Below are 24,551 nucleotides of genomic sequence, written 5' to 3' on the forward strand. Positions count from 1 at the left end.
GCCATGGACTTCACCTTCGGACCCGAGGTCGACGCCTTCCGCGCGGAGGCCCGCCAGTGGCTCGCCGCAAACGCCCCCGCCGACACCCCGGCCGCCACCGACATGCGCGCCGCGCCCGACCGCCGGGCCTGGGAACGTACCCTCGGCGCGGCGGGCTGGATCGGCCTCGGCTGGTCCGGAACGTACGGCGGCAACCGGCGCGCGACGCTCGCCCAACAGGTCGCGTGGGGCGAGGAGTACGCCCGCGCGGGCGCCCCGGTACGCACAGGACACATCGGCGAGAAGCTGCTCGCGCCCACCCTGGAGGCGCACGGCACACCCGAGCAGTGCGAGCGCTTCCTGCCGCCGATCGCGCGCGGCGAGGAGCTGTGGTGCCAGGGGTACAGCGAGCCGGGCGCGGGCTCCGACCTGGCGGGCGTGCGGACGGCGGCCGTACGCGATCCGGCGGACGGCTCGTACCGGGTGTCGGGGCAGAAGATCTGGACGTCACTGGCGCGTGACGCCGACTGGTGCTTTCTGCTCGCGCGCACCGAGCCCGGCTCGCGCCGCCATCACGGCCTGAGCTTCCTGCTGCTGCCGATGGACCAGCCGGGGATCGACGTGCGCCCGATCCGGCAGATGTCCGGCGCGGCCGACTTCAACGAGGTGTTCTTCGACGGCGCCCGCGCCGTCGGGGTCGTCGGCGCGGAAGGCGACGGCTGGCAGGTCGCCATGGCGCTCCTCGGCCACGAGCGCGGCGTGTCCACACTGGTCCAGCAGATCGGCTTCGGGCGGGAGTTGGCGGAGGTCACGGAGGCGGCGCGGCGCACAGGGGCCGACACCGATCCGATCATCAGGCAGCGGCTGATACGGCTGTGGGCGGAGTTGCGGACGATGCGCTGGAACGCGCTGCGCACCCTCGGCACCGCCGACCTCGCCGCGCCCAGCGCGGCCAAACTCCTCTGGTCGGCCTGGCACCAGCGGCTCGGCGAGCTGGCGATGACCGTACGCGGCCCGTCCGCCGCCACCGGTCCGCGCGACTGGACACCGGCCGCGCCGTACGAACTCGACGCCGCCCAGCACCTGTTCCTCTTCTCCCGCGCGGACACCATCTACGGCGGCTCGGACGAGGTGCAGCGCACGATCATCGCGGAGCGGGCGCTGGGGCTGCCGAGGGAGCCGAAAGGGTGAGCGCGTCCGAGGAGGAAGAGGCCATCAGGGTGAGCGCGTCTCCCCAGCACGCCCCGCACCCCCAGCACACCCCGCACCCCCCGCACGGCCCTGGGCGCGAGCCGCCCTACGAGCCCGCGCACGGCCTCCTGCGCGGCCGTACGGTCCTGGTCACGGCCGCCGCGGGCAGCGGCATCGGCTTCGCGACCGCGCGGCGCTGCGCCGAGGAGGGCGCGGTCGTGGCGATCAGCGACCGGCACGAGCGGCGGCTGGCCGAGGCGGCCGCGGAGTTGGAGAAGCTGACCGGCCAGGCGCCGCTGGCCGTGCCGTGCGACGTCACCGTCGAGGACGATGTGCGGCGGCTCTTCGCGGCCGTCACCGAGCGGTTCGGCGGCCTGGACGTCCTGGTCAACAACGCGGGCCTCGGCGGCACCGCCGCGCTCGTCGACATGACGGACGCGCAGTGGTCGACCGTCCTCGACGTCACCTTGAACGGCACCTTCCGCTGCACCCGCGCCGCCCTGCGCCACATGCGGGAACGCGGCACAGGGGTGATCGTCAACAACGCGTCCGTGCTGGGCTGGCGCGCCCAGGCCGGACAGGCGCACTACGCGGCGGCCAAGGCGGGCGTGATGGCGCTGACCAGGTGCGCGGCCGTGGAGGCGGCCGAGTTCGGCGTACGGGTCAACGCGGTCGCGCCGTCGCTGGCGATGCACGCCAACCTCGCGAAGGTCACCAGTGACGAATTGCTGGCGGAACTGACCGCGCGCGAGGCGTTCGGGCGGGCCGCGCGGCCCTGGGAGGTCGCCAACGCGATCGTCTTCCTGGCCAGCGGCTACAGCTCCTATCTGACGGGCGAGGTGGTCTCCGTCTCGTCCCAACACCCTTGACACCCTTGAGGGGGCGCACATGAGCGGGCACGGCGGCACGGTAGGCAGCACTAATGGTGACGCGCACGCGGACGGCACCAAGGGGGGCGCCGCGCTGGACAGCACTTATGGTGACGTCCGGGTACGTGTGCGGGGCGTCGTCTTCGACGGCAAGCAGGCGCAGGTCGTGGACGACCTGGAGGTCCGCGCGCCGGGGCCCGGTGAGGTGCGGGTACGGATCGCGGCGGCCGGGCTGTGCCACAGCGACCTGTCGGTGATCGACGGGACGATCCCGTTCCCGGTGCCGGTCGTGCTCGGCCACGAGGGCGCGGGAGTGGTCGAGGCGGTCGGCGCGGGGGTGACCCACGTGGTGGTCGGCGACCATGTGTCGCTCTCGACGCTGGCCAACTGCGGGACGTGCCCCGAGTGCGACCGTGGCCGCCCCACGATGTGCCGTCAGGCCATCGGCCGCCCGGGAAAGCCCTTCACCCGGCAGGGGAAGCCGCTCTTCAACTTCGCCTCGAATTCCGCCTTCGCGGAGCTGACCGTGGTCAAGGCCGTCCAGGCGGTGAAAATCGCACCGGAGATCCCGCTCACCTCGGCCGCCCTGATCGGCTGCGGTGTGCTGACCGGCGTCGGCGCCGTCCTGAACCGGGCGCGCGTCGGCCTCGGTGAGAGCGTCGTCGTCATCGGCACCGGCGGCATCGGCCTCAACGTCCTCCAGGGCGCGCGGATCGCGGGCGCCTCCCGCATCGTCGCCGTCGACAGCAACCCGGCCAAGGAAGCGCCGGCCCGGCGGTTCGGCGCCACGGACTTCGTCGCCGACGCCGCTTCCGTACGCGACCTGCTGCCGCACGGCGCCGACCACGTCTTCGAGTGCGTGGGCCGCACCGCCCTGATCCGGCAGGCGATCGACCTGCTCGACCGGCACGGCCAGGCGCTGCTGCTCGGAGTGCCGCCCGCCGACGCCGAGGCGTCGTTCCGCGTCTCCTCGATGTTCCTGGACAAGGCGATCCTCGGCTGCCGATACGGTTCCTCGCGCCCGCAGCGCGACATCGCCCTCTACACCGACCTCTACCGGCAGGGGCGGCTGCTGCTGGACGAACTCGTCACCGAGACCTACCCGGTGGAGGACTTCGCCAAGGCTGTGGACGACGCCGCGCACGGGCGGGTGGCGCGCGGCGTGCTCACCTTCTGAGCCCTCTCTCCCGGCCGTCCGAGTCCTACGGGCCCTCCGCGCCTTCCGGACCCTCACGGCTTACCGTCCGGCCGCGCTATGGAACGTGCGGCGGTACGCCGTCGGTGACACCCCGAGCGCGGCCTGGAGGTGCTGACGCATCGACGCCGACGTGCCGAAACCCGCCTGCCCGGCGATCTGGTCGACCCCGAGATCGGTGGACTCCAGCAGGTGGCGGGCGTGTTCGACGCGCTGCTGCGTCAGCCACTGTCCCGGGCTCATCCCCACCTCCTCGCGGAACCGCCGGGTGAAGGTGCGTACGCTCATCGACTCGCGCTCGGCGAGCTGCCGCAGTGTGAGCGGCGCGTGCAGCCGGTCCAGCGCCCAGGAGCGCGCCCGCTCCGTGCTGGCCAACTGCGGCTCCGGCAGCGGCCTGCGGATGTACTGCGCCTGGCCGCCCTCCCGGTGCGGCGGGACGACGGTGCGGCGCGCGACCCCGTTCGCCACCGCCGTACCGAAGTCGCGGCGCACGATGTGCAGGCACAAGTCGATGCCCGCGGCGACCCCGGCCGAGGTCAGGACGTCGCCGTCGTCCACGTAGAGGACATCGGGGTCCACCTTGACCTGCGGGAAGAGCCGCTGGAAGTGGTCCGCGCTGCTCCAGTGGGTGGTCGCGGGGCGGCCGTCGAGCAGGCCCGCGGCGGCGAGCAGGAAGGAGCCGGTGCAGATCGAGACCGTACGGGTGCCGGTCCGCATCCGGCGGAAGGCGGCGGCCAGTGCGGGCGTCAGCACCCCCTCGGTGTAGACGGTCCCCAACTCGTGCGAGGCGGGCACGACCACCGTGTCCGCCTCGGCCAGCGCTTCGAGCCCGTGCTCGACGACGACGCTGAAATCGGCGTCGGTACGGACGCTGCCGGGGGCGACGCTGCACGTCACGACCTCGTACAGCTTCCTGCCGTCCTCGACGCCCTGTGCGGCGCCGAAGATCCGCAGCGGGATGCCCAGTTCGAACGGGATCACGCCGTCGAGCGCGAAGACGGCGACCTTGTGCCGGTCGCGGTGCTGGAAAGCGGCCATGGCCCGATCCTTTCACATCATGGCCATCGGGCCACTCGTCCGGCGGTACCGATCTCCGGAGACTGTTCGAGTGACGCAGACATCGCACTCCACCGGTCAGGTCCCTGACACTGTGACCGCCGCACCAGGGCCGGCCGCCACGCCTGGCGAGGCCGCCGCGCCCGGTGTCGTGCCGGGTGCCGTACCCGGTGTCATGCCCGGTGTCGGTGTCGGTGTCGCGCCTGGTGCCTTATCCGGCGTCGCTCCTGACCTCGGTCCCCGCCCCGGCGCCCGCGTACGACCGCACCGCGCCTGGGCCGTCGCCGTCGTCACCTTCGTGACCCTCGTCGGCGCCGCCGCCTTCGCCTCGCTCCCCGGACTGCTGATCGACCCGCTGCACACCGAATTCGGCTGGTCGCGCGGCATGATCGGCTTCGCGGTCTCGGTGAACCTCGCGCTGTACGGGCTCACCGCGCCCTTCGCCGCCGCGCTGATGGACCGCTTCGGCATCCGGCGCGTGGTGGCGTGCGCGCTGGTCACCATCGCGCTCGGCGCGGGACTGACCGTCTACATGACGCAGGTGTGGCAACTCGTGCTGTGCTGGGGCGTGCTCGTCGGCCTCGGCAGCGGCTCGATGGCGCTGGCCTTCGCCGCCACCGTCACCAACCGGTGGTTCGTCGCCCGCCGCGGCCTGGTCACCGGCATCCTCACCGCGGGCGGCGCGGCCGGACAACTGGTCTTCCTGCCCGTGCTGTCCTGGATCACCGAACACCACGGCTGGCGCCCGGCCGCCGCGGTGGTGGCCTGCGCCGCGCTCGCCGTCGTCCCCTTCGTCTGGTTCCTGCTGCGCGACCACCCCGCCGACGTGGGCCTCGCGGCCTACGGCGCCGCCGAGTTCACCCCCAAGCCCGCACCGGTCGCGGGCGCCGCGGGCCGGGCGCTGCGGGCCCTGCGCGACGCGGCGCGTACCGGACCGTTCTGGCTGCTCGCGGGCACCTTCGCGATCTGCGGCGCGTCCACCAACGGCCTGGTCAAGACCCACTTCGTGCCCGCCGCCCACGACCACGGCATGCCCGTCACCGCCGCCGCCTCCCTGCTGGCCGTGATCGGCGTCTTCGACATCGCGGGCACGGTGGCCTCCGGCTGGTTCACCGACCGCGTATCACCGCGCCGCCTGCTCGCGATCTACTACGGCCTGCGCGGACTCTCCCTGATGTTCCTCCCCATCCTGCTCGCGGACAGCGTCCATCCGCCGATGGTGCTGTTCATCGTCTTCTACGGCCTCGACTGGGTCGCCACGGTCCCGCCGACCATCGCCCTGTGCCGCGAGCACTACGGCGAGAACAGCGCGATCGTCTTCGGCTGGGTTCTCGCCTCCCACCAGATCGGCGCCGCCCTCGTCGCCTATCTGGGAGGTGTCGCCCGTGACGCGTTCGGCTCGTACGACGTCGTCTGGTACTCCTCCGGTGCCCTGTGCGCGGTGGCCGCGCTGATGTCCCTCGTCATCCGCCGCCGACCGGTCGCCGCGGTACCGGCGTTGGCGGTTACGGGGTGAACGGGCCGAAAGGAGCGAAAGTTCCGAATCCGCCCCGGTAGAACAGCAAAGGTCCGGAAGAGTCCTCGGGGTCGGCCGGGGCGTCCGGGCCGTTGGCGCCGTCCGTCGCGCCCAGCGCGACCACCCGGCCCACCACTACGAGGTGGTCGCCCCCGGTGTGCACCGCGTGGATCGCGCAGTCGATCCACGCGGACGCGCCGCCGATCCGGGGCGACCCCGAAACGGGCGCGGGCGTCCAGTCCACGCCCGCGAACTTGTCCGAGCCACTCACCGCGAACTGCCTGCACAGCGGGGCCTGCCCCGCCGTCAGTACGTTGGCGCAGAAAACGCCCGCACGGGCGATGCGCGGCCAGGTCGTTGACGTACGCCCGACCATGAACGCCACCAGCGGCGGATCCAGCGACAGCGACACGAACGACTGGCAGGCGAAGCCGGCCGGCCCGTCGGGGCAGGCCGCCGTCACCAGTGTCACGCCGGTCGCGAAACGGCCGAGCACCCCGCGGAATTCACCCTGGTCCACCGGTGCCCGCTCGTCCGGGCCCACCGCCCGCAGCGCGGCACGCGCCCCGGCCAGTGGTGCGGCGCCCGGCAGCGCCGTGGGCGCCGCCGCCGTACCTCCGGCGCCCGGCGCCGCGGCCGTCGCCGCCCCGACCGACCTCAGATACCGCACGGCGGTCTCCGCCATTCCCGCGTGTCCCATCACCCCTCCATTGAATCTGACGGACCGTCAGATAGGAAGGGTGAGGTGAGGCCGAGGTGAGGTCGGGGCGCTGTCGATCGGCGGGAACCGGGTTTCTCGGCGGGGGCGTGCTCGTCGGCCGGTGGCCGGTGGCCGGTGGCCGGTGGCGGGCGGCGAGTGGCGGACGGCGAGTGGCGGACGGCGGGAATCGGGTCACCGGCCCCGGAAGTGCGGCTGCCGCCGCTCGGTGAAGCTGCGGACGCCCTCCAGCGCGTCGGCGGTGGTCATGACGATCTCCTGCGCCGCCGCCTCGGCGGCGAACGCGGTGGCGCGGTCGGTGTCGAGGGAGGCGTTGACGAGCTGTTTGGCCAGCGCTGTCGCCCGCGTGGGCCCGGCGGCCAGGCGGTCCGCCCAGGCGCGCGCGGTCTTGTCCAACTCGGCGGCGGGCACGACGCGGTTGACCAGTCCGAGGCGTTCCGCCTCGGCGGCGGGCAGCGCGTCGCCGAAGAAGAGCAGTTCTTTCGCGCGCTGCGGGCCGATCAGCCGCGGCAGCAGATACGCGCCCCCGCCGTCGGGGGCCAGGCCGCGCCGGACGAACACCTCGATGAACGTGGCCCGTTCCGAGGCGAGGACGAGGTCGCAGGCGAGGGCGAGGTGGGCGCCGATCCCGGCGGCGGTGCCGTTGACCGCCGCGACGACCGGCTTCTCGCAGTCGAGCACGGCCGCGATCAGCCGCTGCGCGCCGCGCCTGATCGTCCGCGCCACATCGCCCGGCACCCGCTCGGCCGGTGCGCTCGCGCCTCCGCTCAGATCCGCGCCCGCGCAGAACGCCCGGCCGGTCGCGGTCAGTACGACGGCCCGCACGTCCGGTTCCGCCGAGGCTGCTTCGAGCAGGCCGATCAGGCGTTCGCGCTGGTCCCAGGTCAGGGCGTTCATGGCGTGCGGGCGGTCGAGCGTGATCCACGAGACCCCGTTGTCAGTGGCGTGACGTACAACTGACTCAGCGGAATCGTCCGGTGACTCAGCGGAGTCGGCGGCGGTGTTGTCGGAGTCGGTGGAGGGGGAGTCGGCCATGGGAATCCTCGGTCGGAGCGAGAAGAGCGGGCACGGGGTATGCGGGCACGGGGTATGCGGGCACGGGGCACGCGGGCACGGGGTGTTCGAGTGCTGGGCATGGGGGCGCGCGGCGTCCGGGAGCGGGTCGTGTCGGCGTGCGCCCTTCCGGCACGGACCGTTCCGGCACGGACCGGTGAGGGGCGAATCGTCGGCGTACGGGTCGGCGCGGTCAGTAGCAGACGGCCAGTGCGTCGAGCGCGACCGCGCCCTGCCCGCGCGGCAGCACCATCAGCGGGTTGATGTCGAGTTCGGCGAGCGAGTCGCCCAGTTCCATGGCCATTCGCTGCACGCGCATGACCACGTCGACGAGCGCGTCGGTATCGGCGGGCGGCGCCCCCCTGACCCCGTCGAGGATCCTGCGGCCCCGCAGGTCGTCCAGCATGCCGCGCGCGGTGTCCGGCCCGAAGGGCGGTACGCGTACGGCGGTGTCGGCGAGGACCTCGACCAGGATTCCGCCGAGTCCCACGGTGACGGTCGGGCCGAAGAGCGGGTCGGGCGAGATGCCGACCACCATCTCCACGCCGCGCTCGACGAGTTGGCAGACGAGGATGCCGTCCAGGTCGATGTCGGCGGCGCGGGCGGTGTCGGTGAGTTCGCGGTAGGCGTCCCTGACCTGGCTGGCCGAGGTGAGGCCGAGCCTGACCAGGCCCAGCTCCGTCTTGTGCCCGAGCTGCGCCGCGGAAGCCTTCATCACCACCGGGTAGCCGACCAGGCCCGCGGCCCGGACGGCGCCCGCCGCGCTGGTCACCAACTGCTCGCGCGGCACCCGGATCCCGTACGCCCGCAGCAGTTGCTTGGCCGCGTGCTCGCTGAGCTGGTGGCCCGCGCGCAGCAGGCCGCGCGCCTTGCGCGCCGAGGACGACGGTGTGCGCGGCGCTTCGTCGAAGGGCGAGCGGTAGGCGGCGGTGAAGCGGTGGTGGTCGAGGTAGGACTTCACGGCGGTGACGCAGTTGCCGAAGGTGCGGAAGGTCGCCAGCCGGGAGGAGCCGAGCAGGGTGGTGCGGTAGGCGTCCTCGGTGCCGACCGGGGAGCCCCACACCACGCAGATCAGCTTGTCCGTCTCCTCCGCCGCGTCCGCCAGGTCGCGCGCCAGCTTGTCGCTCATCGGCGGGAAGGGGCCGGTGATGGGACAGATCAGTACGCCGACGGCCGGATCGGCCAGGATCGCGTCGATGATCTTCCGGCCGCGCCAGTCGCCCACCGGGTGGCCGCCGTTGTCGACCGGGTTGGCGACGTTCAGGTAGTCCGGGATCCACTGGTGGAGTTCGGTGCGCTTGGCCTCCGACAGCGCGGGCAGCCGCAGCCCGGCCGAGGTGGCCAGGTCGGCGAAGTGCGCGCCGGTGCCACCGGATATCGAGTAGACGACGACCCCGTCCGCGGCGGGCGGCCGGGCGCGGGCCAGCAGGGCCGCGGTGTCCTGGAGTTCGTCGAGCCCGTCGACGCGGATCACGCCGAACTGCCGCAGGGCGGCGTCGATCACGGAATCGGTGCCAGTGAGCTTGCCGGTGTGCGAGGCGGCGGTCCTGGCCCCGGCGTCGGTACGGCCCACCTTGACCATCACCACCGGCACCTTGCGCCGGGCCGCGCGGTCGGCGGCGAGGCAGAACGACCTGCCGTCCTTGAGCCCTTCCACATACGCCGCGATGGCGCCGACCTCGGGCTGCCCGGCGAAGTAGGAGATGAAGTCGGCGGTCTCCAGGTCCGCTTCGTTGCCGGTGGGCGCCCAGTGGCTGAGCCGGATGCCGAGTTGCTGGAGGGAGTGCAGGGGGCGGCCCTGGTGGCCGGACTGGGTGATCAGCGCGATGGCGGGTCCCGTGAGGTCCTCGCGGAACTCCTCGAAGGCGTTGAGGTTGGTGTTCGGTCCGAGCAGCCGCATGCCGGAGCGGGCGACGACCTCGGCCAGCCGGGTCTGGGCCGCCGCGCCCTCGGCGCCGGTCTCGGCGAAGCCGGAGGCGAAGGCCACGGCGAAGGAGACCTTCGCCTCGCCCAGTTGCTCGATCACGGGCAGCGGGTCGGCGACCAGCAGCACCGCCAGGTCCACGTCCTCCGGGAGATCGGCCACCGAGGCGTGGCAGGGCAGGCCGAAGACGGTCTCCCGGCCGGGGTTGACCGGCAGCAACTGGGCGCCGACCCGCTGCGACCAGGTCAGGAGCTGTCGCGTGATGCCGGTGTTGGGCCGCCCCTCGGTGTCGGACGCGCCGACCACCGCCACCGTCCGTGGCCGGAAGAACCTGTCGAGGTCGGGTACGGGGGCGTGCAGCGGACGGCCGCCGACATCGGTGTCCGACCCGCCGCGCGCGACGGGCCCCGGGCCGGGACTGCGGGTGCTGAACGTGGATCCGAGCATCGGTCTCGCCCCCTCCTGCTGCTGGGTCTACAGAACTGACGCATAGTCAGATTACTGAACTGACGATCTGTCAGGAACAGTCGGGTCACGGAAAAGAAATGTGCGGCCCTGTGCGGGGTGCGGACGCGCGGCGTCCGGTTCGCTCGCGGGGACGCGGGGTTCCGGCGTCCCTAGCGGGTCGGCGGCCTGCGTACGGAGAGAGGGGGATGTGGGAGCGGGGGTGTGGGAGCGGGCGTGCGGCAGCGCGCGCACGACCGGGTGCCGCAGCGGTACGTACGAAGCGGGCGCGTACGGGTCAGCGGGTGTGGGACACCTTCCGGGCGATCCGGCGGGCGTCGATGGCCATTTCGCGGAACATGCCGCTGATGGGGTTGGTGAAGCCGGTGAAGTACAGGCCGGGGGCGCCCTTGGGCGAGCGGGCGCCGTGCACGACCGGGCGCCCGCGCCCGTCGAGTACGCCGAGGTGGCCGACGAGCGGTTCGAGGCCGCGCCGGTACCCGGTGGCGGCGATGACGACCTCGGGGCTGATCTGCGAGCCGTCGGCCAGGTGCACCTTGTCCCCGTCGAAGCGCTCGACGGCGGCGACGGGTTCGACCCGCCGGGCGCGTACGGCCTCGATCAGGCCCACGTCCTGGACGGGGATGGAGCCGTCGAGCACGCGCGCGTACAGGCCGGTCTCCGGGCGGGGCAGGCCGTACGCCGACAGGTCGGGCACGCTGGCCCGCTCGATGTACGGGGCGACGCGGTCGACGACGCGGGTCGGCAGCCGTCGGCACAGGATGCCGCTGGCCTGCGCGGGCCAGCCCGCCGTGGACCGGCGCATGATGTGCGGCGGGGTGCGGACGGCGAGCCGTACCCGGGCGGCGCCGCCTTCGACGAGGTCGACGGCGATCTCGGCGCCGCTGTTGCCGACGCCGACGACGAGCACGTCGCGTCCGGCGTAGGGCGCGGCGTTGCGGTAGGCGGCGGAGTGCAGGAGTTCGCCGGGGAAGGTGTCGCGGCCCTCCCAGTCCGGTATGTGCGGCGCGTGGTTGTGGCCGGTGGCGACGACGACCACGGGGGAGGTGAGCACCCGGCCGCCGTTGGCGGGCAGCTCCCAGCCCGCGCCCGACGCCGCGCGGTCGACGCGCTCCACCGCTATGCCGGTGGTGATGTCCAGGTCGTGGTGCTCGGCGTACTGCTCCAGGTAGCGCACCACGTCGTCGCGGGCGACCCAACGGCCGTACGCGCGCGGGATCTGCAGGCCGGGCAGCGCGGACAGCCGGCGCGTGGTGTGCAGGCGCAGCCGGTCGTAGTGGGCGCGCCAGGAGGCGCCGAGGTGTTCCGAGCGCTCCAGTACCAGGGGGCGCACCCCTCGCGCTCTGAGCGCGGCAGCGGCGGCCAGGCCGCCGGGTCCCGCGCCGATGACGATGGCGTCCGGCTCGGCGGTCGCGCTGCTCGCGGGCGTGCCCGAACCGGCGTTGCTGGGGTGGGACATGGAGAACTCCCGGGGCCTGAAAGTCGTACGAGAAACGAGTTGCGGCGGTACCGGAAGGTAACTGCTCGCGCGCGTGTGAGCGTAGCCCGGAACGGATCGGTCGGCGAGGTTCGGTCCGGCCTCTTGCGCATACCGCCCGCCGTCCGCTGAACTGACGTACCGTCAGATTCGGAGGAGGTCCGGCATGCGCGCGATCTGGCTCAGCGGCCCGGAATGGCTGGCCGTACTGCGCATAGGGCTGGGGCTGTGGTGGCTGGAGAGTTGGCGGCACAAGGACAAAAAGGCGTGGTTCGCGCGAGGTACGGGCATCGCCTGGGCCGCCGACGTGGCCGAGCGGCACCGCTGGCCCTTCGTGCGCACCGGCTTCGCGGCGGTCGTCGCCCCGCGACCTCGCCTGATGGCGTACGTCGTCGTCTACGCCGAACTCGCCCTCGGGCTCGGGCTGATCACCGGCCTGCTCACCCCCGTCGCCCTCGTCGGCGGCCTGCTGCTGAACCTGCTTTACCTCGTCCTGATGATCCACGACTGGGCCGAGCAGGGACAGAACGCGATGATGGCGCTGATCTCGGTCGTGGCGTTCTTCGCCGTGAGCTGGCAGACATGGTCGCTGGACGACGCCTTCGGGCTGTTCCGGTGAGCGGCGCGGCGCGGTTCGACCTGCCGCGAACCGACGACTTCACCCGCACCTATTGGGACGCGGCGGCCGAGGGGCGGCTGCTCATCCGGCGCTGCCGGGCCGACGGATGCGGCGCCGCGCACCACTACCCGCGCGAATTCTGCCCGCACTGCTGGAGCGAGGACGTGGTCTGGGAGACCGCCTCCGGCCTCGCCACCCTCTACACCTGGTCGGTCGTCCACCTCAACGACCTGCCGCCGTTCCGCGACCGGCTCCCCTACGCGGCGGCCGTCGTCGATCTCGCCGAAGGGCCGCGCATGATGACGGAAGTCATCGACTGCGCGGCGCAGGGATTACGGATCGGCATGCCGCTGAGGGTGGATTTCCGCCGTGGCGCGGACGCGGGAACCCCGCCCGAGGACGAGCCCGCGATCCCCGTCTTCCGCCCGGCCTGAGCCCCTGCCGCCCGCGTGAGACGGGCGTCAGCGCTTGGCCGTCACCATGTGCGGCGTACGCGACCGGGCCCGTACCGCCTTCCGGTACAGCGCCTGGATCGCGTCGTCGAAGAACGGGCTGTACGAGATCCGGTCGGACAGCCCGCCCTCGTCCTCGCCACCGATCAGACCGATGACGCTGCCGCTCTTGGTGCGGGTGTTGTAGTCGAGCAGCCACGGGCTGCCGGAGGTGCCGGCGAAGTACCCCGCGCACACCAGCTGCAATTGGCGCAGCCCTTCGAGCCGCGAGGTGGTCGTCGTGCAGGTGATCGCCTCGTCGGACGGGTCGTCGGAGGTGCGCGGGTAGCCGATGACGGTGACGCGGTTGTGGAAGCCGGGCGTACGGATCAGGCGGTTGCCGCCCGTCACCTCCTCGATCCGCCGCCCGTCCGCGTCCGGCGCGACCCGGGCGAAGGCGAAGTCGTAGGCGGATTCGGCGTCGTCCGCGGGTGCCCAGCGCGCGTCGGTGAAGACCTGCGAGACGGCCCAGATCCCGTACGGCTGCCGGGCCGCACTCGCGCGGAACTGCGGTACGAAGCCGATGTTCGCGCCCGGCCGGCAGTGCGCGGCGGTCAGGATCAGGTCGCGGCCGGGGCTGTGCACGACGCTCGCAGTGCAGAAGTGCGCGGTCATGTCGCCGTCGACCGAGAAGAGCATGCCGACGGTCGGGACGCCCCCGAAGCGCGTCGCGGTCTCGGAGCGGGTGAACGGTCCCGGCACGGTGCCCGGTTCCGCCGCCGGGCCGAGCTGGCGGACCGACGACGGCATGGAGTCGGCCATCCGCTCGGGGGTCCAGAAGCGCGCGGCGGCCCTGTTCGTCCAGTGCGGCGCCGTACGCGGGTGTCCGGCACCGGGCAGCAGCACCGACACCAGGACCAGCGCGGCGGTGCACACGGCGGGCAGCAGGAGGCGTCGCAGCACGCGGGAAGGGTATCGGGCGCACCCGGCCGCGTACGGCCGGGACACCGGCGCTGACCGGTGCGGACCGCCCGGCCTCAGCCCCGGCCGAGCACCATCGTGCCGGAGGAGCAGAACCAGCCGCCCGTCCCCGAGGCCACGGCCAGCTCCGGCAGCCGCCCGCCCGCCTTGCGCACCTGCCGCTCACCCGCCTCGCCGCGCAACTGCCGTACGGCCTCGACCAGCAGGAAAAGACCGCGCATACCGGGGTGGCAGGCGGACAGGCCGCCGCCGTCGGTGTTCACCGGCAGCGCGCCGTCCACCGTCAGCCGCCCGTCCGCCACAAAGGCGCCGCCCTCGCCCTTGGCGCAGAAACCCAGATCCTCCAGCGTTACCAGCGTCATATAGGTGAAGGCGTCGTAGATCTCCGCCAGGTCGATCTCCGCGGGCGTCACCCCCGCGCGCTCGAAGGCCAGCCGTCCCGAGGCCGCGGCGGGGGAGACGGTGAAGTCCGGCCACTGGGCCATCGACGTGTGCGACACCGACGTGCCGCTGCCCAGCACCCATACCGGCGGCTTGGCGCAATCCGTCACATATTCCTCGGCCGCCAGCAATACGGCGCCGCCGCCGTCGGAGCGCAGGCAGCAGTGCAGCTTGGTGAACGGGTCCGCGATCATCGGCCCCGACAGCACCTCGTCCACGGTGATGGGCGCGCGGTACATGGCGTCGGGATTGCGGGCCGCGTTCGACCGCGCCTGGACGGCGACTTCGGCGAGCTGCTCCAAGGTGGTGCCGTACTCGTGCATATGGCGCCGCGCGGCCATCGCGTACTTGGAGATCAGCGTGTGGCCGTACGGGACCTCGAACTGGAGCGGGCCGCCCGCGCCGAAGGACAGATTGGCGGTACGGCGGCCCGCCTTGAGATCGGCGCGGGCGGTGGAGCCGTAGACGAGCAGCACGGCGTTGGCGTGGCCCGCGGCTATGGCGTCCGCCGCGTGCGCGGCCATCACCTCCCACGTCGAGCCGCCCACGGCCGTGGAGTCCACCCAGGTCGGCCGCAGCCCCAGATACTCGGCCACCTCGACCGGCGCCAGCGTGCCGAGCCCGGCGGAGGCCAGGCCGTCCACCACGGCCCGGTCTAGACCGGAGTCGGCGAGCGCGCGCCTGGCCGCCTGCGCGTGCAGCGCGTACGCGGTGGCGTCGTCCACCCGTCCGCAGTCCGACAGGGCGACACCGACGACCGCCACAGCACGTTGTCCACGGGGGCGTTGAGCCATGAATCTGACGGTACATCAGATTCGGGTGGCGGCGATACGGTCCCGGTGCGGGTTCAGCGCCGCCTGTCCGACCGCTTGCTCAGCAGTGCGAGCGCGCTCAGCGCCTGCGTGATCGAGACCAGCGACAGCAGGATGTACAGCGCCCTGCGCAGCCCGTCCGGATGCGCCCAGAACTGCGCGCTGATCCACACCACCAGCAAGATCGCCCACGTCCACGCGTATGCCCTGAGCTGGGTCGTCGAGGAGTCGGGGCCGGGGGAGAGGAAGCGGCGGAGGGCGCTGCGCCGCGGCGCCCCCGGCGGCTGGCTGCTGCTGGTCATGCGGGACATGATGCCCCGCCGGGGCGCGCGCGTCGGTGCGCGGGGTCCGGGGTGGGTCGGCTTTACGGTCCCAGGCGGGCGCTCTTGTGGGGCCGCGCACGGGTGGCGGCCGTGGGGTGCCGCGGGTTGGCGTATCCGCCCGGGCGCTGGTGTGGCGCCCGCCACCAGGTGCGGCTTTGGCGCCGGCTCGCGTATCGGCGGTGCACGGGCCTGGGCATCGTGGCGGGGGGCACCTAAGATGACGGCCCGTCAGATCGCAGTCGCGGCAGGGAGGAGCGGCCGATGGACGCCGCGTTCACCGACGAGCAGGCCGAAATCCGGCGCACATTGCGGGACCTGCTGCACAAACGCTGTGGTCCCGACGATGTGCGGGCCGCCGTCGCCACGGCGGCGGGGCACGACGAGGCGCTGTGGCGCCATCTCGCGCAGACGCTCGGCCTGCCGGGGCTCGCGCTGCCCGCAGCGGTCGGCGGAGTCGGCTGCGGCCCCACCGAACTGGTCCTCGCCTGCGAGGAGACCGGCCGGGCGCTGCTGCCGTCCCCGCTGCTCGGCACCTCCGTCCTGGCCGCGCCCCTGATTGCGGCCCTCGGCAACCAGGAGCAGCGGGCTCGCCTGCTGCCGCGGATCGCCGACGGCACCCTGACCGCCGCGCTGGTCACCGCTGGCCCGCCGGCCACCGCGCTGGCCCTCACCGGGCCCAATGACGGCGACTGGGCGGGTGGCGGCCGGGCGGGCGGCGTCCAGGCCCGCGCGGCGGCCGACGGGCCGCCAGGACGGCACCTGCTCTACGGGCAGGCGGACCGCGCGCTCGGCGCGCACAGCGCGGACCTGCTGATCGTGGCGGCCCACACCGGCGGATACGCGGCCACCCGTACCCGGCTCTTCCTCGTCGAATCCACCGCACCGGGGCTCGTACGCACCCGCCTGACCGCGCTCGACGAGACCCGGCCCCTGGCCCGCGTCGAGCTGCGCGACACTCCCGCCGAAGCGCTCGGCGGCGCCCCCGCCGCCGCCCTGGCCGACGCCGGCCGCCTCGCCGCCGCCGCGCTGGCCGCGGAAGCCGTGGGCGCCGCCGATCACGCGCTCACCTCGACGGTGGAATACGTGAAGGTCAGGGAGCAGTTCGGGCGCCCGATCGGCTCCTTCCAGGCGGTCAAGCACCGGCTCGCCGACCTGTACGTACAGCTTCAGGCGGCGCGGTCCGCCGCCTATTACGCCGCCTGGGCGGCCGGGGCCTCCTCCGGGGCGGACGACACCGAGGCGAGCGCCGAATTCGAGCTGGCCGCGCCCGTAGCCCTCGCCCAGGCGCTGGAAACGCTGCGCATGGTGGCGGGCGCGGCGATCCAGTTGCACGGCGGCCTCGGCTTCACCTGGGAGCACCACGCGCATCTGTACTTCAAGCGGGCCACCGCCGACGGACTGCTCTTCGGACCGGTCGACGCCCTGCGCGCGCACGCCGCGGACCGGGCGGGGCTCTTCGCGCTCTCGGTGGTCAGGAGCGCGGCGTGAGCGGCGCGGCCGACGTCGACGTGAAGGGCGCCGTCAGCGGGCGCGGTGTGGTCAGCAGGACCGGCGTTCTGGGCAGGTCCGTGCAGAAGGTGTCGGCCACCCGGGCCTTCGCCAAGATCGCGCCGCATGTGGTGCCGGTCATGGACAGCGCGGTCCACCGGCTGACCGGCGGAAGGTTCCTGGTCAGCGCGAGCCTGCTGCCCGGCGTCGTCCTCACCGCGACCGGCGCACGCAGCGGACTGCCGCGGCGTACGCCGCTGGCGTGCATGCCGGAGGACGGCGGCACCCTCGTTCTCGTGGGCAGCAACTTCGGCCGTCCGGGGCATCCGGCCTGGTCGGCCAATCTGCTGGCGCATCCCGACGCCGTGGTCAGCGGCCGGGGCCGCGACCTCCAGGTCACCGCGAGCCTGCTGACCGGCGACGACCGCGCCGCCGCCTGGAAGGCGCTGGTCGCCTTCTGGCCGCCCTACGCGGTCTACGCCTCCCGCGTGACGCGCGAGATCCGGGTGTTCCGGCTGACGCCGCGCGAGTGAGGCGGGGGTGAAGGGTCACCCACACGAAGACGCGGATAGGGGGCGTCACCCACACGAAGACGCGGGCAGAAGTCGCGCGCACGGAGGCATGCACGCGGGAGCGCGTACACGAAGCCGGGAATCCGTGCCGTCACCCACACGAAGACGCGGGCGCCGCGTACCTCCCCCGAGGACTGTGCGGCGCCCGCGTCAGGGCGTGACTTTCTGGCAGGACGGCGAAACGTCAACGCGCAAAGCGGTGCGTGCCGCGTCCGCTACTTGGCGGGCTTCTTTCCGGTCACACCGAGGTGGACCAGCAGCGCGAGATTCGGCTTCAGCTCGGCCTGCTTGACGCCCCAGCTCGTGAAGCCCTTCTGGTGAGCGGCGACAGCGGCCAGCATGGCGACCAGCGATCCGGCGACGGCCGCCGGGCTGACCTCCTTGTCGACCTTGCCCTTGCTCTGAAGGTCCTTGATGGAGTCGGTCAGGGAATTGGTGACGGCGTTGAGGATCTTCATGCGGATCTTGTAGAACCGCTTGTCCCCTTCCGCTGCTCCGAGGTCGACGACGCGCAAAATGGCGTCGTGCTTCCGCCAGAAGGAGAGGAAACCGTCGACGAGTTCCTCGGCCGCCTGGGCGCCTGATTTGCCGACCCAGGAGCGGCCCGCGACCAATTCGGTCAGGCCCGCCCCCTCCTTGGCCATCTCGTCGGCGAGTTCGAGAACGGCGCCCTCGACGTCGGGGAAGTACTGGTAGAACGTTGCGGGGGAGGTGCCCGCCATCCGGGCGACGTCGATGACCTTGACGTCCCGGTACGGCGACGTGCTGAGCATCTCGCCCAGGCAGTCGAGCAGCTTCTGCCGCGTCGCCTGCCCGCGGCGACCGGCAACACGGCCGTCGACGGTGCGAACTTGTCCTGTCATGCCGTCAGTTTACCGACGGGTGATCAGCGCGCGATTCGGCCGCCTGCAAATGGGGAGGCAGCTCACCGCCACCATGAACATGCAGCTCAGCACCGGTTACATAGCGTGCTGACGAGGAGGCCAGAAAGAGGACGGGACCGGCGATGTCGGCCGGTTCCGCGAATCTCCCCAGCGGTATGGCGGCTGCCACCGCGCGCTGTACGGCGGGGTCGCCCTCCCCGTAGTGCGCCGCCGAGCGGTCCGTCAGCACCAAGCCCACGACCAGGCAGTTCACCCGGATCGCGGGGCCCCACTCGGCGGCCAGCGAGCGGGTGAGAGAGGCCAGGCCCGCTTTGGCGGCGCCATATGCGGCGGTTCCCGGCGAGGGGCGGCTGCCGCTGACGCTGCCGATGTTGACGATGGAGCCGCCGTCCGGCTGGCGGGCCATCAGGGCGTACGCGGCCTGCGCGCAGTACAGCGGCGCCAGCAGATTCAGCTCGACGACCGCCCGCGAGAAGCGCGGCGAGGCGGTGGCGGCGTCGGCGGCGGGGGAGCCGCCCGCGTTGTTCACCAGCAGGTCGAGCCGCCCGTACGCCTCGGCGACGTGCGCGAAGAGCGCCCGCACCGCCTCGGGGTCGCGGACGTCCGCGACCCGGAAGGCGACACCGGGCGGCAGGTCCGCGGGCGGTGTGCGCCCGCACACCAGCACCCGGGCGCCGGCCGCCGCCAGCGCCTCGGCGATGCCCCGGCCGATGCCGCGGGTGCCGCCGGTCACGACCGCCACTCGCCCTTCCAGGTCGTCCGTCACGTGGGCTATCGTGCCAGAGGAACTGACGATCCGTCAGATTCGTGCCGGACATCGGTCGGGATCCGGATCCGTACATCCGTAAAAGGCCAACGAGCGGGCGGAGGACGGCGCATGGCGATACAGGTGGCACGCCCCGGGACCGGCGTCGCGGAAGTGGTGATCGACGCGCCGCCGGTCAACGCGATCGACGTGAAGGGCTGGTTCGCACTCGCCGACGCGCTCACCGCGCAGGGTGCGGACCCGGAGGTGCGGGCGGTGGTCCTGCGCGCGGAGGGCCGCGGATTCTGCGCGGGGGTCGACCTCAAGGAGATGCAGAGCACCGCCGGATTCGACGCGCTGCTCGGCGCCAACGCCGGATGCGCCGCCGCCTTCTCCGCCGTCTACGACTGTCAGGTCCCCGTGATCGCCGCTGTGCACGGCTTCTGCCTCGGGGGCGGCATCGGTCTGGCCGGGAACGCCGATCTGGTCATCGCCTCCCATGACGCGTACTTCGGCCTGCCCGAGGTCGACAGGGGCGCGCTCGGCGCCGCCACGCACCTGGCCAGGCTCGTACCGCAGCAGCGCATGCGGCACATGGTCTACACGTCGCAGAACGCCACGGCCGCCGAGCTGCACGGCTACGGCACGGTCCTCGCGCTCACCCCCAGGGATCGTCTGCGCGACGCAGCCGTCGAGATCGCCACCGCGGTCGCCGCCAAGGACCCGCAGGTGGTCAGGGCCGCGAAACAGTCGCTCAACGGCATCGACCCGGTCGACGTCAAGCGCTCCTACCGCTACGAGCAGGGCTTCACCTTCGAACTCAACCTGGCGGGCGTCGGCGACCGGCTGCGCGACGCCTTCACCGAGGGAGGCGCCGGATGACGGACAAGCGCATGACCGCCGACGAGGCGATAGCGCGCCTCGCCGACGGCATGACCCTCGGCATCGGCGGCTGGGGCTCGCGCCGCAAACCGATGGCCCTGGTGCGCGCGATCCTCCGCTCCCCGCTCACCGACCTCACCCTGGTCTCCTACGGCGGCCCCGACGTCGGCCTGCTGTGCGCGGCGGGCAAGGTCCGCAAGGTCGTCTACGGCTTCGTCACCCTCGATTCCGTCCCCCTGGAGCCGCATTTCCGTGCCGCCCGCGAGAACGGCACCGTCAAGGCGCTCGAAATGGACGAGGGCATGTTCCTGGCGGGGCTGCGCGCCGCCGCCCTGCGGCTGCCCTTCATGCCGGTACGCGCCGGGCTCGGCGCCGACGTGCTGCGGTACGCGCCCGAGCTGCGGGTGCTCCCCGACCCCTACGGCACCGGGGACGAGGTGGTCGCCGTACCGCCGCTGCGGCTGGACGCCGCCCTGGTGCACGCCAACCTCGCCGACCCCGCGGGCAGCGCCGCACTCACCGGGCCCGACCAGTTCTTCGACGACCTGTTCTGCCAGGCCGCGGACGCCGCCTATGTGTCTGCCGAACGCGTCGTGCCCACCGCCGACCTGCTCAAGGAGGCGGGGTGCGTGCACGCCCTCGTCCTGCACCGCTACCTCACCCACGGCGTGATCGAGGCGCCGCGCGGCGCGCACTTCACCGAGTGCCCACCCGAATACGGCCGCGACGAGCCGTTCCAGCGCGCCTACGCGACCGCCGCGGCCGACCCGGCGGCCTGGGCCGCCTTCGCCGAGCGCTTCCTCACCCATACGGATGAATCGTCTTATCAACAGGCTGTGGATAACTTCCGCGAGGAGGCGACCCGATGACCGCGCCCCCGAACGGCCCGACCGCGCCCCCGAACGACTCGACCGCCGCGGCGACCGCCCCCGCCACCAGGGCCGAGATCTGCGTCACCGCCTGCGCCGACGCCTGGCGCGGCGACGGCGAGATCCTGGCCAGCCCGATGGGCGTCGTGCCCACCCTCGGCGCCCGCCTCGCCCGCGCCACCTTCGCCCCCGACCTGGTGCTCAGCGACGGGCTGGCCTATCTGCTGGCCGGCGACATCCCCCTCGGGGCAGCACCCGACGCGCTCACCGTCGAGGGCTGGCTGCCCTACCGCGCGGTCCTCGACCTGGCCGCGCGCGGGCGGCGCCACGTCATGATGGGCCCCAGCCAGATCGACGCGTACGGCAACGCCAACATCTCCTGCATCGGCCCCTGGGCCCGCCCCACCCGGCAGCTCCTCGGCGCGCGCGGCGCCCCCGGCAACACCGTCAACCACACCACCAGCTACTGGGTGCCCCGGCACGCCCCGCGCGCCTTCGTCGAGCGCGTCGACGTCGTCTGCGGCATCGGCTACGACCGCGCCGCCGCCGTCGGCCGCGCCGCGCGCTTCCACGGTCTGCGCACGGTCGTCACCAATCTGTGCGTCCTGGACTTCGGCGGACCCGGCCACCACATGCGGCTCGCCTCGCTGCACCCCGGCGTCACCCTGGAGCAGGTCGTAGCGGCGACCGGCTTCCGCCTCACCGTCCCGGCCCGCGTCCCCACCACCCGACAGCCCACCGACGCCGAACTGCGCGTCCTGCGCGACGTCCTCGACCCGCGCTCCGCCCGCGACCGCGAGGTCCCCGCATGACCGCCGGCGGTCCGCTGAGCACCCGCCTCACCGACCTCACCGGCATCCGCCACCCCATCGTGCAGACCGGTATGGGATACGTCGCCCGCCCCCGCCTCGTCGCCGCCGCGGCCAACGCCGGGGCCCTCGGCGTACTGGCCGCCGCCACCTTGTCGTACGACGAACTGACCGCGGCCGTCGCCGAGGTCAAGGCGGCGGCCCCCGGACGGCCCTTCGGGGTCAACCTCAGGGCCGACGCGCCGGACGCGGCACGGCGGATCGCGCTGATGGGCCGCGAGGGCGTACGGGTGGCGTCCTTCGCCCAGGCGCCGACCAGGGAGCTGATCCGCGCCGCACACGACGAGGGGATGGTCGCGGTGCCGTCGGTCGGGGCGCGGCGGCACGCGGAGAAGGTCGCCGAGTGGGGCGCGGACGCGGTGATCGTGCAGGGCGGCGAGGGCGGCGGGCACACCGGCCGGGTGCCGACCACGCTGCTGCTGCCGCAGGTGGTGGACGCGCTGCGGGGCAGCGGGGTGGCCGTGGTCGGCGCGGGCGGCTTCTTCGACGGGCGCGGCCTCGTCGCGGCCCTCGCCTACGGCGCCGACGGCATCGCGATGGGCACCCGCTTCCTGCTGACCTCCGACGCGCCCGTGCCGCGCGCCGTCCAGGACCGCTACCTGGCCGCCGACGTCACCGGCACCCTCGTCACCACCGAGGTCGACGGCGTGCCGCACCGCGTCCTCGCCACCGACTTCGTCCGCTCGCTGGAACGCGGCGGCCCCCTCGCCCGCTACCCGCGCGCGCTGCGCAACGCCGTCCGCTTCTCCCGGCTGTCCGGGACGCCGCTGCGCGCGATGCTCCGGGAGGGACGGGCGATGCGCGGCGCCCGCGAGCTGAGCTGGCCGCAGGTCCTGATGGCCGCGAACACCCCGGTGCTGCTCCGCGCCGCGATGGTCGAAGGGCGCGCTGACCTGGGCGTCATGGCCTCGGGGCAGGTGGCGGGAGTGATCGCCGACCTGCCCTCGTGCGCGGAGCTGGTGGACCGGATCATGGCCGAAACCGAGGAAGTCCTGGGCCGTCTCAAGAATTGACCATATGTTCGAATTCTCTCTCGTGCGGGCGGGAAGATCACTGGTTACGGTGGCATTCCAGACATTCGCGAGAGGAACCAGCTCATGTCCGCATTCGGTGAAGGCGCTCCCTGTTGGGCCGACGTCTCGCTTCCCGACCTCGCGGCCGGGCGGCGTTTCTACGGCGAGCTGTTCGGCTGGACGTTCGAGGACCAGGGCGAGCAGTTCGGGCACTACACGCTGGCCAAGCTCGACGGGAAGAACGCGGCGGCCCTGATGGGCAAGATGGACGAGTCGATGCCCACGGCCTGGGGCATACACCTGGCCACCGCGGACGCCGCGAAGACCGCGGCCAAGATCACCGAGGCGGGCGGGCACGTCGTCTTCGGCCCCGACGAGATCGGCGACACCGGTGTGCTGGTCGGCGCCGTCGACCCGGGCGGCTCCTTCTTCGGCGCCTTCCAGCTCCGCGGCCACCCCGGATTCGACGTGGTCAACGTGCCCGGTGCCTACTGCTGGACCGAGAACCACACGCGGGACGCGGCGGCGGTCGACGCCTTCTACGAGACGGTGTTCGGCTACGACGGCGTGCAGGTCGGTGACGGCGTCCACTTCGACTACAAGGTGTGGTCCCGCCCCGGCGACCCCGAGGGCCAGCTCGCCGGCCGGATGAACAGCGCGTCCGGCGGCGGGGACGAGCCGCCCGCCTTCCAGGTCTACTTCGTGGTCGCGGACTGCGACGCCGCCGCCGACACCGTGGGCCGGCTCGGCGGACGGGTCGTCATGGGGCCGGAGGACTCGCCGTTCGGACGGATGGCCGTCGTCGCCGACGATCAGGGCGCGAGGTTCGCGATCATCGACGTGACGCGCAGGAGTGGCTCGATACCCGGCGCGTGAGCCGGATCAGAGCCGTTCGATGACGGTGACGTTGGCCTGGCCGCCGCCCTCGCACATGGTCTGGAGGCCGTAGCGGCCACCGGTGCGCTCCAGGTGGTGCAGCAGGGTGGTCATCAGCCGGGCGCCGGTCGCGCCCAGCGGGTGGCCGAGGGCGATGGCGCCGCCGCACGGGTTGACCACGTCGGGGTCGGCGCCGGTCTCCTTCAGCCAGGCCAGCACCACGGACGCGAACGCCTCGTTGACCTCCACCGCGTCGAAGTCGCCGATGGACATGCCCGTCCTGGCCAGGGCGTGTTCGGTCGCGGGGATCGGCCCGGTCAGCATGCGGATCGGGTCGGAGCCGCGGGCGGACAGATGGTGGATCCGCGCGCGGGGGGTCAAGCCGTGGTCGCGCACCGCCTGTTCGCTCGCGACGAGCAGCGCGGCGGCGCCGTCGGAGATCTGCGAGGACAGGGCCGCGGTGAGCCGGCCGCCGGGCACGATCGACGGCAGGGCGGCCATCCGCTCCGCCGAGGTGTCGCGGCGGGGGCCCTCGTCGGTGGCGAGTTCGGGGAGGGCGGCCGTTTCGCGGGCGAACCAGCCGCTGTCGAGCGCGTGCAGGGCGCGACGGTGGCTCTCCAGGGCGAAGCGCTCCATGTCCTCGCGGCTGATGTCCCAGTCGCGGGCGATGAGTTCGGCCCCGCCGAACTGGCTGACGGGCTGGTCGCCGTAGCGGGCGCGCCAGCCGGTGGACCCGGAGAACGGATCGGTGAAGCCGTACTCGCGGCCCACCACCATGGCCGCGCCGATCGGTATCCGGGACATGCTCTGGACGCCGCCCGCCACGACCAGGTCGCTGGTGCCGGACAGCACGGCCTGCGCCGCGAAGTGCACGGCCTGTTGGGAGGAGCCGCACTGCCGGTCGACGGTCACGCCCGGTACGTGCTCGGGCAGTCCGGCCGCCAGCCAGCAGGTGCGGGCGATGTCACCGGCCTGGCCGCCGATGGCGTCCACGCAGCCGAAGACGACGTCCTCGACGGCGCCGGGGTCGAAGCCGCCGCGTTCGACCAGGGCGGTCAGCACATGGGCGCCGAGGTCGGCGGGATGGACGGGGGCGAGCGCGCCGTTCTTGCGGCCGACGGGGGTGCGTACCGCTTCGACGATGTAGGCCTCGGGCATCGGGGGCTCCGTTCTCGCAGGGCTGGGAGGTGACGAGAGGTGACGTGAGGGTGATGAGAGAGGTGAGGCGATGTGAGGTGACGTGCCTTGAGGTGAGGGCGCGGTGGCGTGCGATGAGGTGCGTCCTGGCCGTACCGGGATCTGA

24 protein-coding genes are annotated in these 24,551 nt (G+C 73.0%); 13 read left to right on the top strand and 11 right to left on the bottom strand.

Annotated features, from left to right (window positions below; translation table 11 throughout):
- The first annotated feature begins 3 nt into the window (after window positions 1-3).
- The 3 genes from ABZX65_RS13260 (at window position 4) to ABZX65_RS13270 (ending at window position 3,216) form a co-directional block, all read left to right on the top strand.
- Window positions 4-1,170 (top strand): acyl-CoA dehydrogenase family protein, encoded by a 1,167-nt coding sequence (locus ABZX65_RS13260; RefSeq protein ID WP_355337588.1) that lies wholly within the window; start codon window positions 4-6, stop codon window positions 1,168-1,170.
- Complete coding sequence (locus tag ABZX65_RS13265; RefSeq protein WP_355337591.1) at window positions 1,167-2,039, top strand: SDR family oxidoreductase; 873 nt, start codon at window positions 1,167-1,169, stop codon at window positions 2,037-2,039. Before ABZX65_RS13260 ends, ABZX65_RS13265 begins: the two co-directional genes overlap by 4 nt.
- A 127-nt stretch (window positions 2,040-2,166) precedes the next feature.
- Window positions 2,167-3,216 (top strand): Zn-dependent alcohol dehydrogenase, encoded by a 1,050-nt coding sequence (locus tag ABZX65_RS13270; protein WP_355338059.1) that lies wholly within the window; start codon window positions 2,167-2,169, stop codon window positions 3,214-3,216.
- Between the two features lie 60 nt (window positions 3,217-3,276).
- Here the strand turns inward: ABZX65_RS13270 and ABZX65_RS13275 are convergent, their stop codons facing one another.
- Entirely contained in the window at window positions 3,277-4,272 is a 996-nt protein-coding gene (locus ABZX65_RS13275; protein ID WP_355337594.1) for a helix-turn-helix domain-containing protein, read from the bottom strand.
- 193 nt (window positions 4,273-4,465) lie between these two features.
- Here ABZX65_RS13275 and ABZX65_RS13280 point away from each other — a divergent pair, with 193 nt between their 5' ends.
- The gene (locus ABZX65_RS13280) at window positions 4,466-5,806 is read left to right on the top strand and encodes an MFS transporter (protein WP_355338062.1); all 1,341 of its coding nucleotides are present in this window, start codon (window positions 4,466-4,468) and stop codon (window positions 5,804-5,806) included.
- Here the strand turns inward: ABZX65_RS13280 and ABZX65_RS13285 are convergent.
- The 4 genes from ABZX65_RS13285 to ABZX65_RS13300 all read right to left on the bottom strand — a co-directional run bounded on the left by ABZX65_RS13285 (window position 5,796) and on the right by ABZX65_RS13300 (window position 11,425).
- Window positions 5,796-6,491, bottom strand: coding sequence for a flavin reductase family protein (locus ABZX65_RS13285; RefSeq protein WP_355338065.1), 696 nt, complete (start codon window positions 6,489-6,491; stop codon window positions 5,796-5,798). The two genes, ABZX65_RS13280 and ABZX65_RS13285, sit on opposite strands and share 11 nt — an antisense overlap.
- Window positions 6,492-6,698: 207 nt before the next feature.
- The gene (locus ABZX65_RS13290; protein ID WP_355337597.1) at window positions 6,699-7,559 is read right to left on the bottom strand and encodes an enoyl-CoA hydratase-related protein; all 861 of its coding nucleotides are present in this window, start codon (window positions 7,557-7,559) and stop codon (window positions 6,699-6,701) included.
- A gap of 211 nt (window positions 7,560-7,770) precedes the next feature.
- Window positions 7,771-9,948 (bottom strand): acetate--CoA ligase family protein, encoded by a 2,178-nt coding sequence (locus tag ABZX65_RS13295; RefSeq protein WP_355337600.1) that lies wholly within the window; start codon window positions 9,946-9,948, stop codon window positions 7,771-7,773.
- A gap of 295 nt (window positions 9,949-10,243) precedes the next feature.
- Entirely contained in the window at window positions 10,244-11,425 is a 1,182-nt protein-coding gene (locus tag ABZX65_RS13300) for an NAD(P)/FAD-dependent oxidoreductase (protein ID WP_355337603.1), read from the bottom strand.
- 184 nt (window positions 11,426-11,609) lie between these two features.
- Here ABZX65_RS13300 and ABZX65_RS13305 point away from each other — a divergent pair, with 184 nt between their 5' ends.
- Both ABZX65_RS13305 and ABZX65_RS13310 read left to right on the top strand, forming a co-directional pair.
- A complete protein-coding gene (locus ABZX65_RS13305; RefSeq protein ID WP_355337606.1) occupies window positions 11,610-12,062 on the top strand; it encodes a DoxX family protein in 453 nt (150 codons plus the stop codon).
- Window positions 12,026-12,496, top strand: a complete 471-nt coding sequence (locus ABZX65_RS13310; RefSeq protein WP_355337609.1) for a Zn-ribbon domain-containing OB-fold protein — start codon at window positions 12,026-12,028, stop codon at window positions 12,494-12,496. Before ABZX65_RS13305 ends, ABZX65_RS13310 begins: the two co-directional genes overlap by 37 nt.
- A 27-nt stretch (window positions 12,497-12,523) precedes the next feature.
- Here the strand turns inward: ABZX65_RS13310 and ABZX65_RS13315 are convergent, their stop codons facing one another.
- The 3 genes from ABZX65_RS13315 to ABZX65_RS13325 all read right to left on the bottom strand — a co-directional run bounded on the left by ABZX65_RS13315 (window position 12,524) and on the right by ABZX65_RS13325 (window position 15,029).
- Window positions 12,524-13,456 carry a trypsin-like peptidase domain-containing protein gene (locus tag ABZX65_RS13315; RefSeq protein WP_355337612.1) on the bottom strand — a complete coding sequence of 311 codons (933 nt, stop codon included), beginning with the start codon at window positions 13,454-13,456 and terminating at the stop codon, window positions 12,524-12,526.
- A 74-nt stretch (window positions 13,457-13,530) separates the two neighbouring features.
- Window positions 13,531-14,709, bottom strand: coding sequence for an acetyl-CoA acetyltransferase (locus ABZX65_RS13320; RefSeq protein WP_355337615.1), 1,179 nt, complete (start codon window positions 14,707-14,709; stop codon window positions 13,531-13,533).
- 53 nt (window positions 14,710-14,762) lie between these two features.
- Window positions 14,763-15,029 carry a hypothetical protein gene (locus ABZX65_RS13325; RefSeq protein WP_355337618.1) on the bottom strand — a complete coding sequence of 89 codons (267 nt, stop codon included), beginning with the start codon at window positions 15,027-15,029 and terminating at the stop codon, window positions 14,763-14,765.
- Between the two features lie 282 nt (window positions 15,030-15,311).
- Here ABZX65_RS13325 and ABZX65_RS13330 point away from each other — a divergent pair, with 282 nt between their 5' ends.
- Together ABZX65_RS13330 and ABZX65_RS13335 are read left to right on the top strand one after the other, a co-directional pair.
- The gene (locus tag ABZX65_RS13330) at window positions 15,312-16,538 is read left to right on the top strand and encodes an acyl-CoA dehydrogenase family protein (protein WP_355337621.1); all 1,227 of its coding nucleotides are present in this window, start codon (window positions 15,312-15,314) and stop codon (window positions 16,536-16,538) included.
- 47 nt (window positions 16,539-16,585) lie between these two features.
- Window positions 16,586-17,071 (top strand): nitroreductase family deazaflavin-dependent oxidoreductase, encoded by a 486-nt coding sequence (locus tag ABZX65_RS13335; RefSeq protein WP_355338068.1) that lies wholly within the window; start codon window positions 16,586-16,588, stop codon window positions 17,069-17,071.
- Between the two features lie 254 nt (window positions 17,072-17,325).
- On the opposite strand, the gene ABZX65_RS13340 is transcribed toward ABZX65_RS13335, so the two are convergent.
- The gene (locus ABZX65_RS13340) at window positions 17,326-17,973 is read right to left on the bottom strand and encodes a TetR/AcrR family transcriptional regulator (RefSeq protein WP_355337624.1); all 648 of its coding nucleotides are present in this window, start codon (window positions 17,971-17,973) and stop codon (window positions 17,326-17,328) included.
- Between the two features lie 4 nt (window positions 17,974-17,977).
- Window positions 17,978-18,760: an SDR family oxidoreductase gene (locus ABZX65_RS13345; protein ID WP_355337627.1), complete on the bottom strand. Its 783-nt coding sequence runs from the start codon at window positions 18,758-18,760 to the stop codon at window positions 17,978-17,980.
- A gap of 111 nt (window positions 18,761-18,871) precedes the next feature.
- Between ABZX65_RS13345 and ABZX65_RS13350 the strand changes: the two genes are divergently transcribed.
- The 5 genes from ABZX65_RS13350 (at window position 18,872) to ABZX65_RS13370 (ending at window position 23,248) form a co-directional block, all read left to right on the top strand.
- Window positions 18,872-19,621, top strand: a complete 750-nt coding sequence (locus ABZX65_RS13350; protein ID WP_355337630.1) for an enoyl-CoA hydratase family protein — start codon at window positions 18,872-18,874, stop codon at window positions 19,619-19,621.
- Entirely contained in the window at window positions 19,618-20,490 is an 873-nt protein-coding gene (locus tag ABZX65_RS13355) for a CoA-transferase (protein WP_355337633.1), read from the top strand. Before ABZX65_RS13350 ends, ABZX65_RS13355 begins: the two co-directional genes overlap by 4 nt.
- Window positions 20,487-21,302 (top strand): CoA-transferase, encoded by an 816-nt coding sequence (locus ABZX65_RS13360; protein ID WP_355337636.1) that lies wholly within the window; start codon window positions 20,487-20,489, stop codon window positions 21,300-21,302. The genes ABZX65_RS13355 and ABZX65_RS13360 overlap by 4 nt, the downstream gene beginning before the upstream one ends.
- Complete coding sequence (locus ABZX65_RS13365) at window positions 21,299-22,372, top strand: nitronate monooxygenase (protein ID WP_355337639.1); 1,074 nt, start codon at window positions 21,299-21,301, stop codon at window positions 22,370-22,372. Before ABZX65_RS13360 ends, ABZX65_RS13365 begins: the two co-directional genes overlap by 4 nt.
- Before the next feature lie 84 nt (window positions 22,373-22,456).
- The gene (locus ABZX65_RS13370) at window positions 22,457-23,248 is read left to right on the top strand and encodes a VOC family protein (protein ID WP_355337642.1); all 792 of its coding nucleotides are present in this window, start codon (window positions 22,457-22,459) and stop codon (window positions 23,246-23,248) included.
- Window positions 23,249-23,254: 6 nt separating this feature from the next.
- On the opposite strand, the gene ABZX65_RS13375 is transcribed toward ABZX65_RS13370, so the two are convergent.
- Entirely contained in the window at window positions 23,255-24,406 is a 1,152-nt protein-coding gene (locus ABZX65_RS13375) for an acetyl-CoA C-acetyltransferase (RefSeq protein WP_355337645.1), read from the bottom strand.
- Window positions 24,407-24,551 lie beyond the last annotated feature (145 nt).

Source organism: Streptomyces sp. NPDC003300 (genome assembly GCF_040610915.1).
GTDB lineage: Bacteria > Actinomycetota > Actinomycetes > Streptomycetales > Streptomycetaceae > Actinacidiphila.

What these genes read in the sequence shown, in the direction of transcription:
- ABZX65_RS13370 (WP_355337642.1), top strand. Translation starts at nt 22,457, where the DNA reads ATGTCCGCATTCGGTGAAGGCGCTCCCTGTTGGGCCGACGTCTCGCTT.
- ABZX65_RS13365 (WP_355337639.1), top strand. Translation starts at nt 21,299, where the DNA reads ATGACCGCCGGCGGTCCGCTGAGCACCCGCCTCACCGACCTCACCGGC.
- ABZX65_RS13290 (WP_355337597.1), bottom strand. Translation starts at nt 7,559, where the DNA reads ATGGCCGACTCCCCCTCCACCGACTCCGACAACACCGCCGCCGACTCC.
- ABZX65_RS13330 (WP_355337621.1), top strand. Translation starts at nt 15,312, where the DNA reads ATGGACGCCGCGTTCACCGACGAGCAGGCCGAAATCCGGCGCACATTG.
- ABZX65_RS13285 (WP_355338065.1), bottom strand. Translation starts at nt 6,491, where the DNA reads ATGGCGGAGACCGCCGTGCGGTATCTGAGGTCGGTCGGGGCGGCGACG.
- ABZX65_RS13275 (WP_355337594.1), bottom strand. Translation starts at nt 4,272, where the DNA reads ATGGCCGCTTTCCAGCACCGCGACCGGCACAAGGTCGCCGTCTTCGCG.
- ABZX65_RS13310 (WP_355337609.1), top strand. Translation starts at nt 12,026, where the DNA reads ATGGTCGCTGGACGACGCCTTCGGGCTGTTCCGGTGAGCGGCGCGGCG.
- ABZX65_RS13375 (WP_355337645.1), bottom strand. Translation starts at nt 24,406, where the DNA reads ATGCCCGAGGCCTACATCGTCGAAGCGGTACGCACCCCCGTCGGCCGC.
- ABZX65_RS13305 (WP_355337606.1), top strand. Translation starts at nt 11,610, where the DNA reads ATGCGCGCGATCTGGCTCAGCGGCCCGGAATGGCTGGCCGTACTGCGC.
- ABZX65_RS13320 (WP_355337615.1), bottom strand. Translation starts at nt 14,709, where the DNA reads ATGGCTCAACGCCCCCGTGGACAACGTGCTGTGGCGGTCGTCGGTGTC.
- ABZX65_RS13325 (WP_355337618.1), bottom strand. Translation starts at nt 15,029, where the DNA reads ATGACCAGCAGCAGCCAGCCGCCGGGGGCGCCGCGGCGCAGCGCCCTC.
- ABZX65_RS13295 (WP_355337600.1), bottom strand. Translation starts at nt 9,948, where the DNA reads ATGCTCGGATCCACGTTCAGCACCCGCAGTCCCGGCCCGGGGCCCGTC.
- ABZX65_RS13340 (WP_355337624.1), bottom strand. Translation starts at nt 17,973, where the DNA reads ATGACAGGACAAGTTCGCACCGTCGACGGCCGTGTTGCCGGTCGCCGC.
- ABZX65_RS13300 (WP_355337603.1), bottom strand. Translation starts at nt 11,425, where the DNA reads ATGTCCCACCCCAGCAACGCCGGTTCGGGCACGCCCGCGAGCAGCGCG.
- ABZX65_RS13350 (WP_355337630.1), top strand. Translation starts at nt 18,872, where the DNA reads ATGGCGATACAGGTGGCACGCCCCGGGACCGGCGTCGCGGAAGTGGTG.
- ABZX65_RS13280 (WP_355338062.1), top strand. Translation starts at nt 4,466, where the DNA reads ATGCCCGGTGTCGGTGTCGGTGTCGCGCCTGGTGCCTTATCCGGCGTC.
- ABZX65_RS13360 (WP_355337636.1), top strand. Translation starts at nt 20,487, where the DNA reads ATGACCGCGCCCCCGAACGGCCCGACCGCGCCCCCGAACGACTCGACC.
- ABZX65_RS13260 (WP_355337588.1), top strand. Translation starts at nt 4, where the DNA reads ATGGACTTCACCTTCGGACCCGAGGTCGACGCCTTCCGCGCGGAGGCC.
- ABZX65_RS13355 (WP_355337633.1), top strand. Translation starts at nt 19,618, where the DNA reads ATGACGGACAAGCGCATGACCGCCGACGAGGCGATAGCGCGCCTCGCC.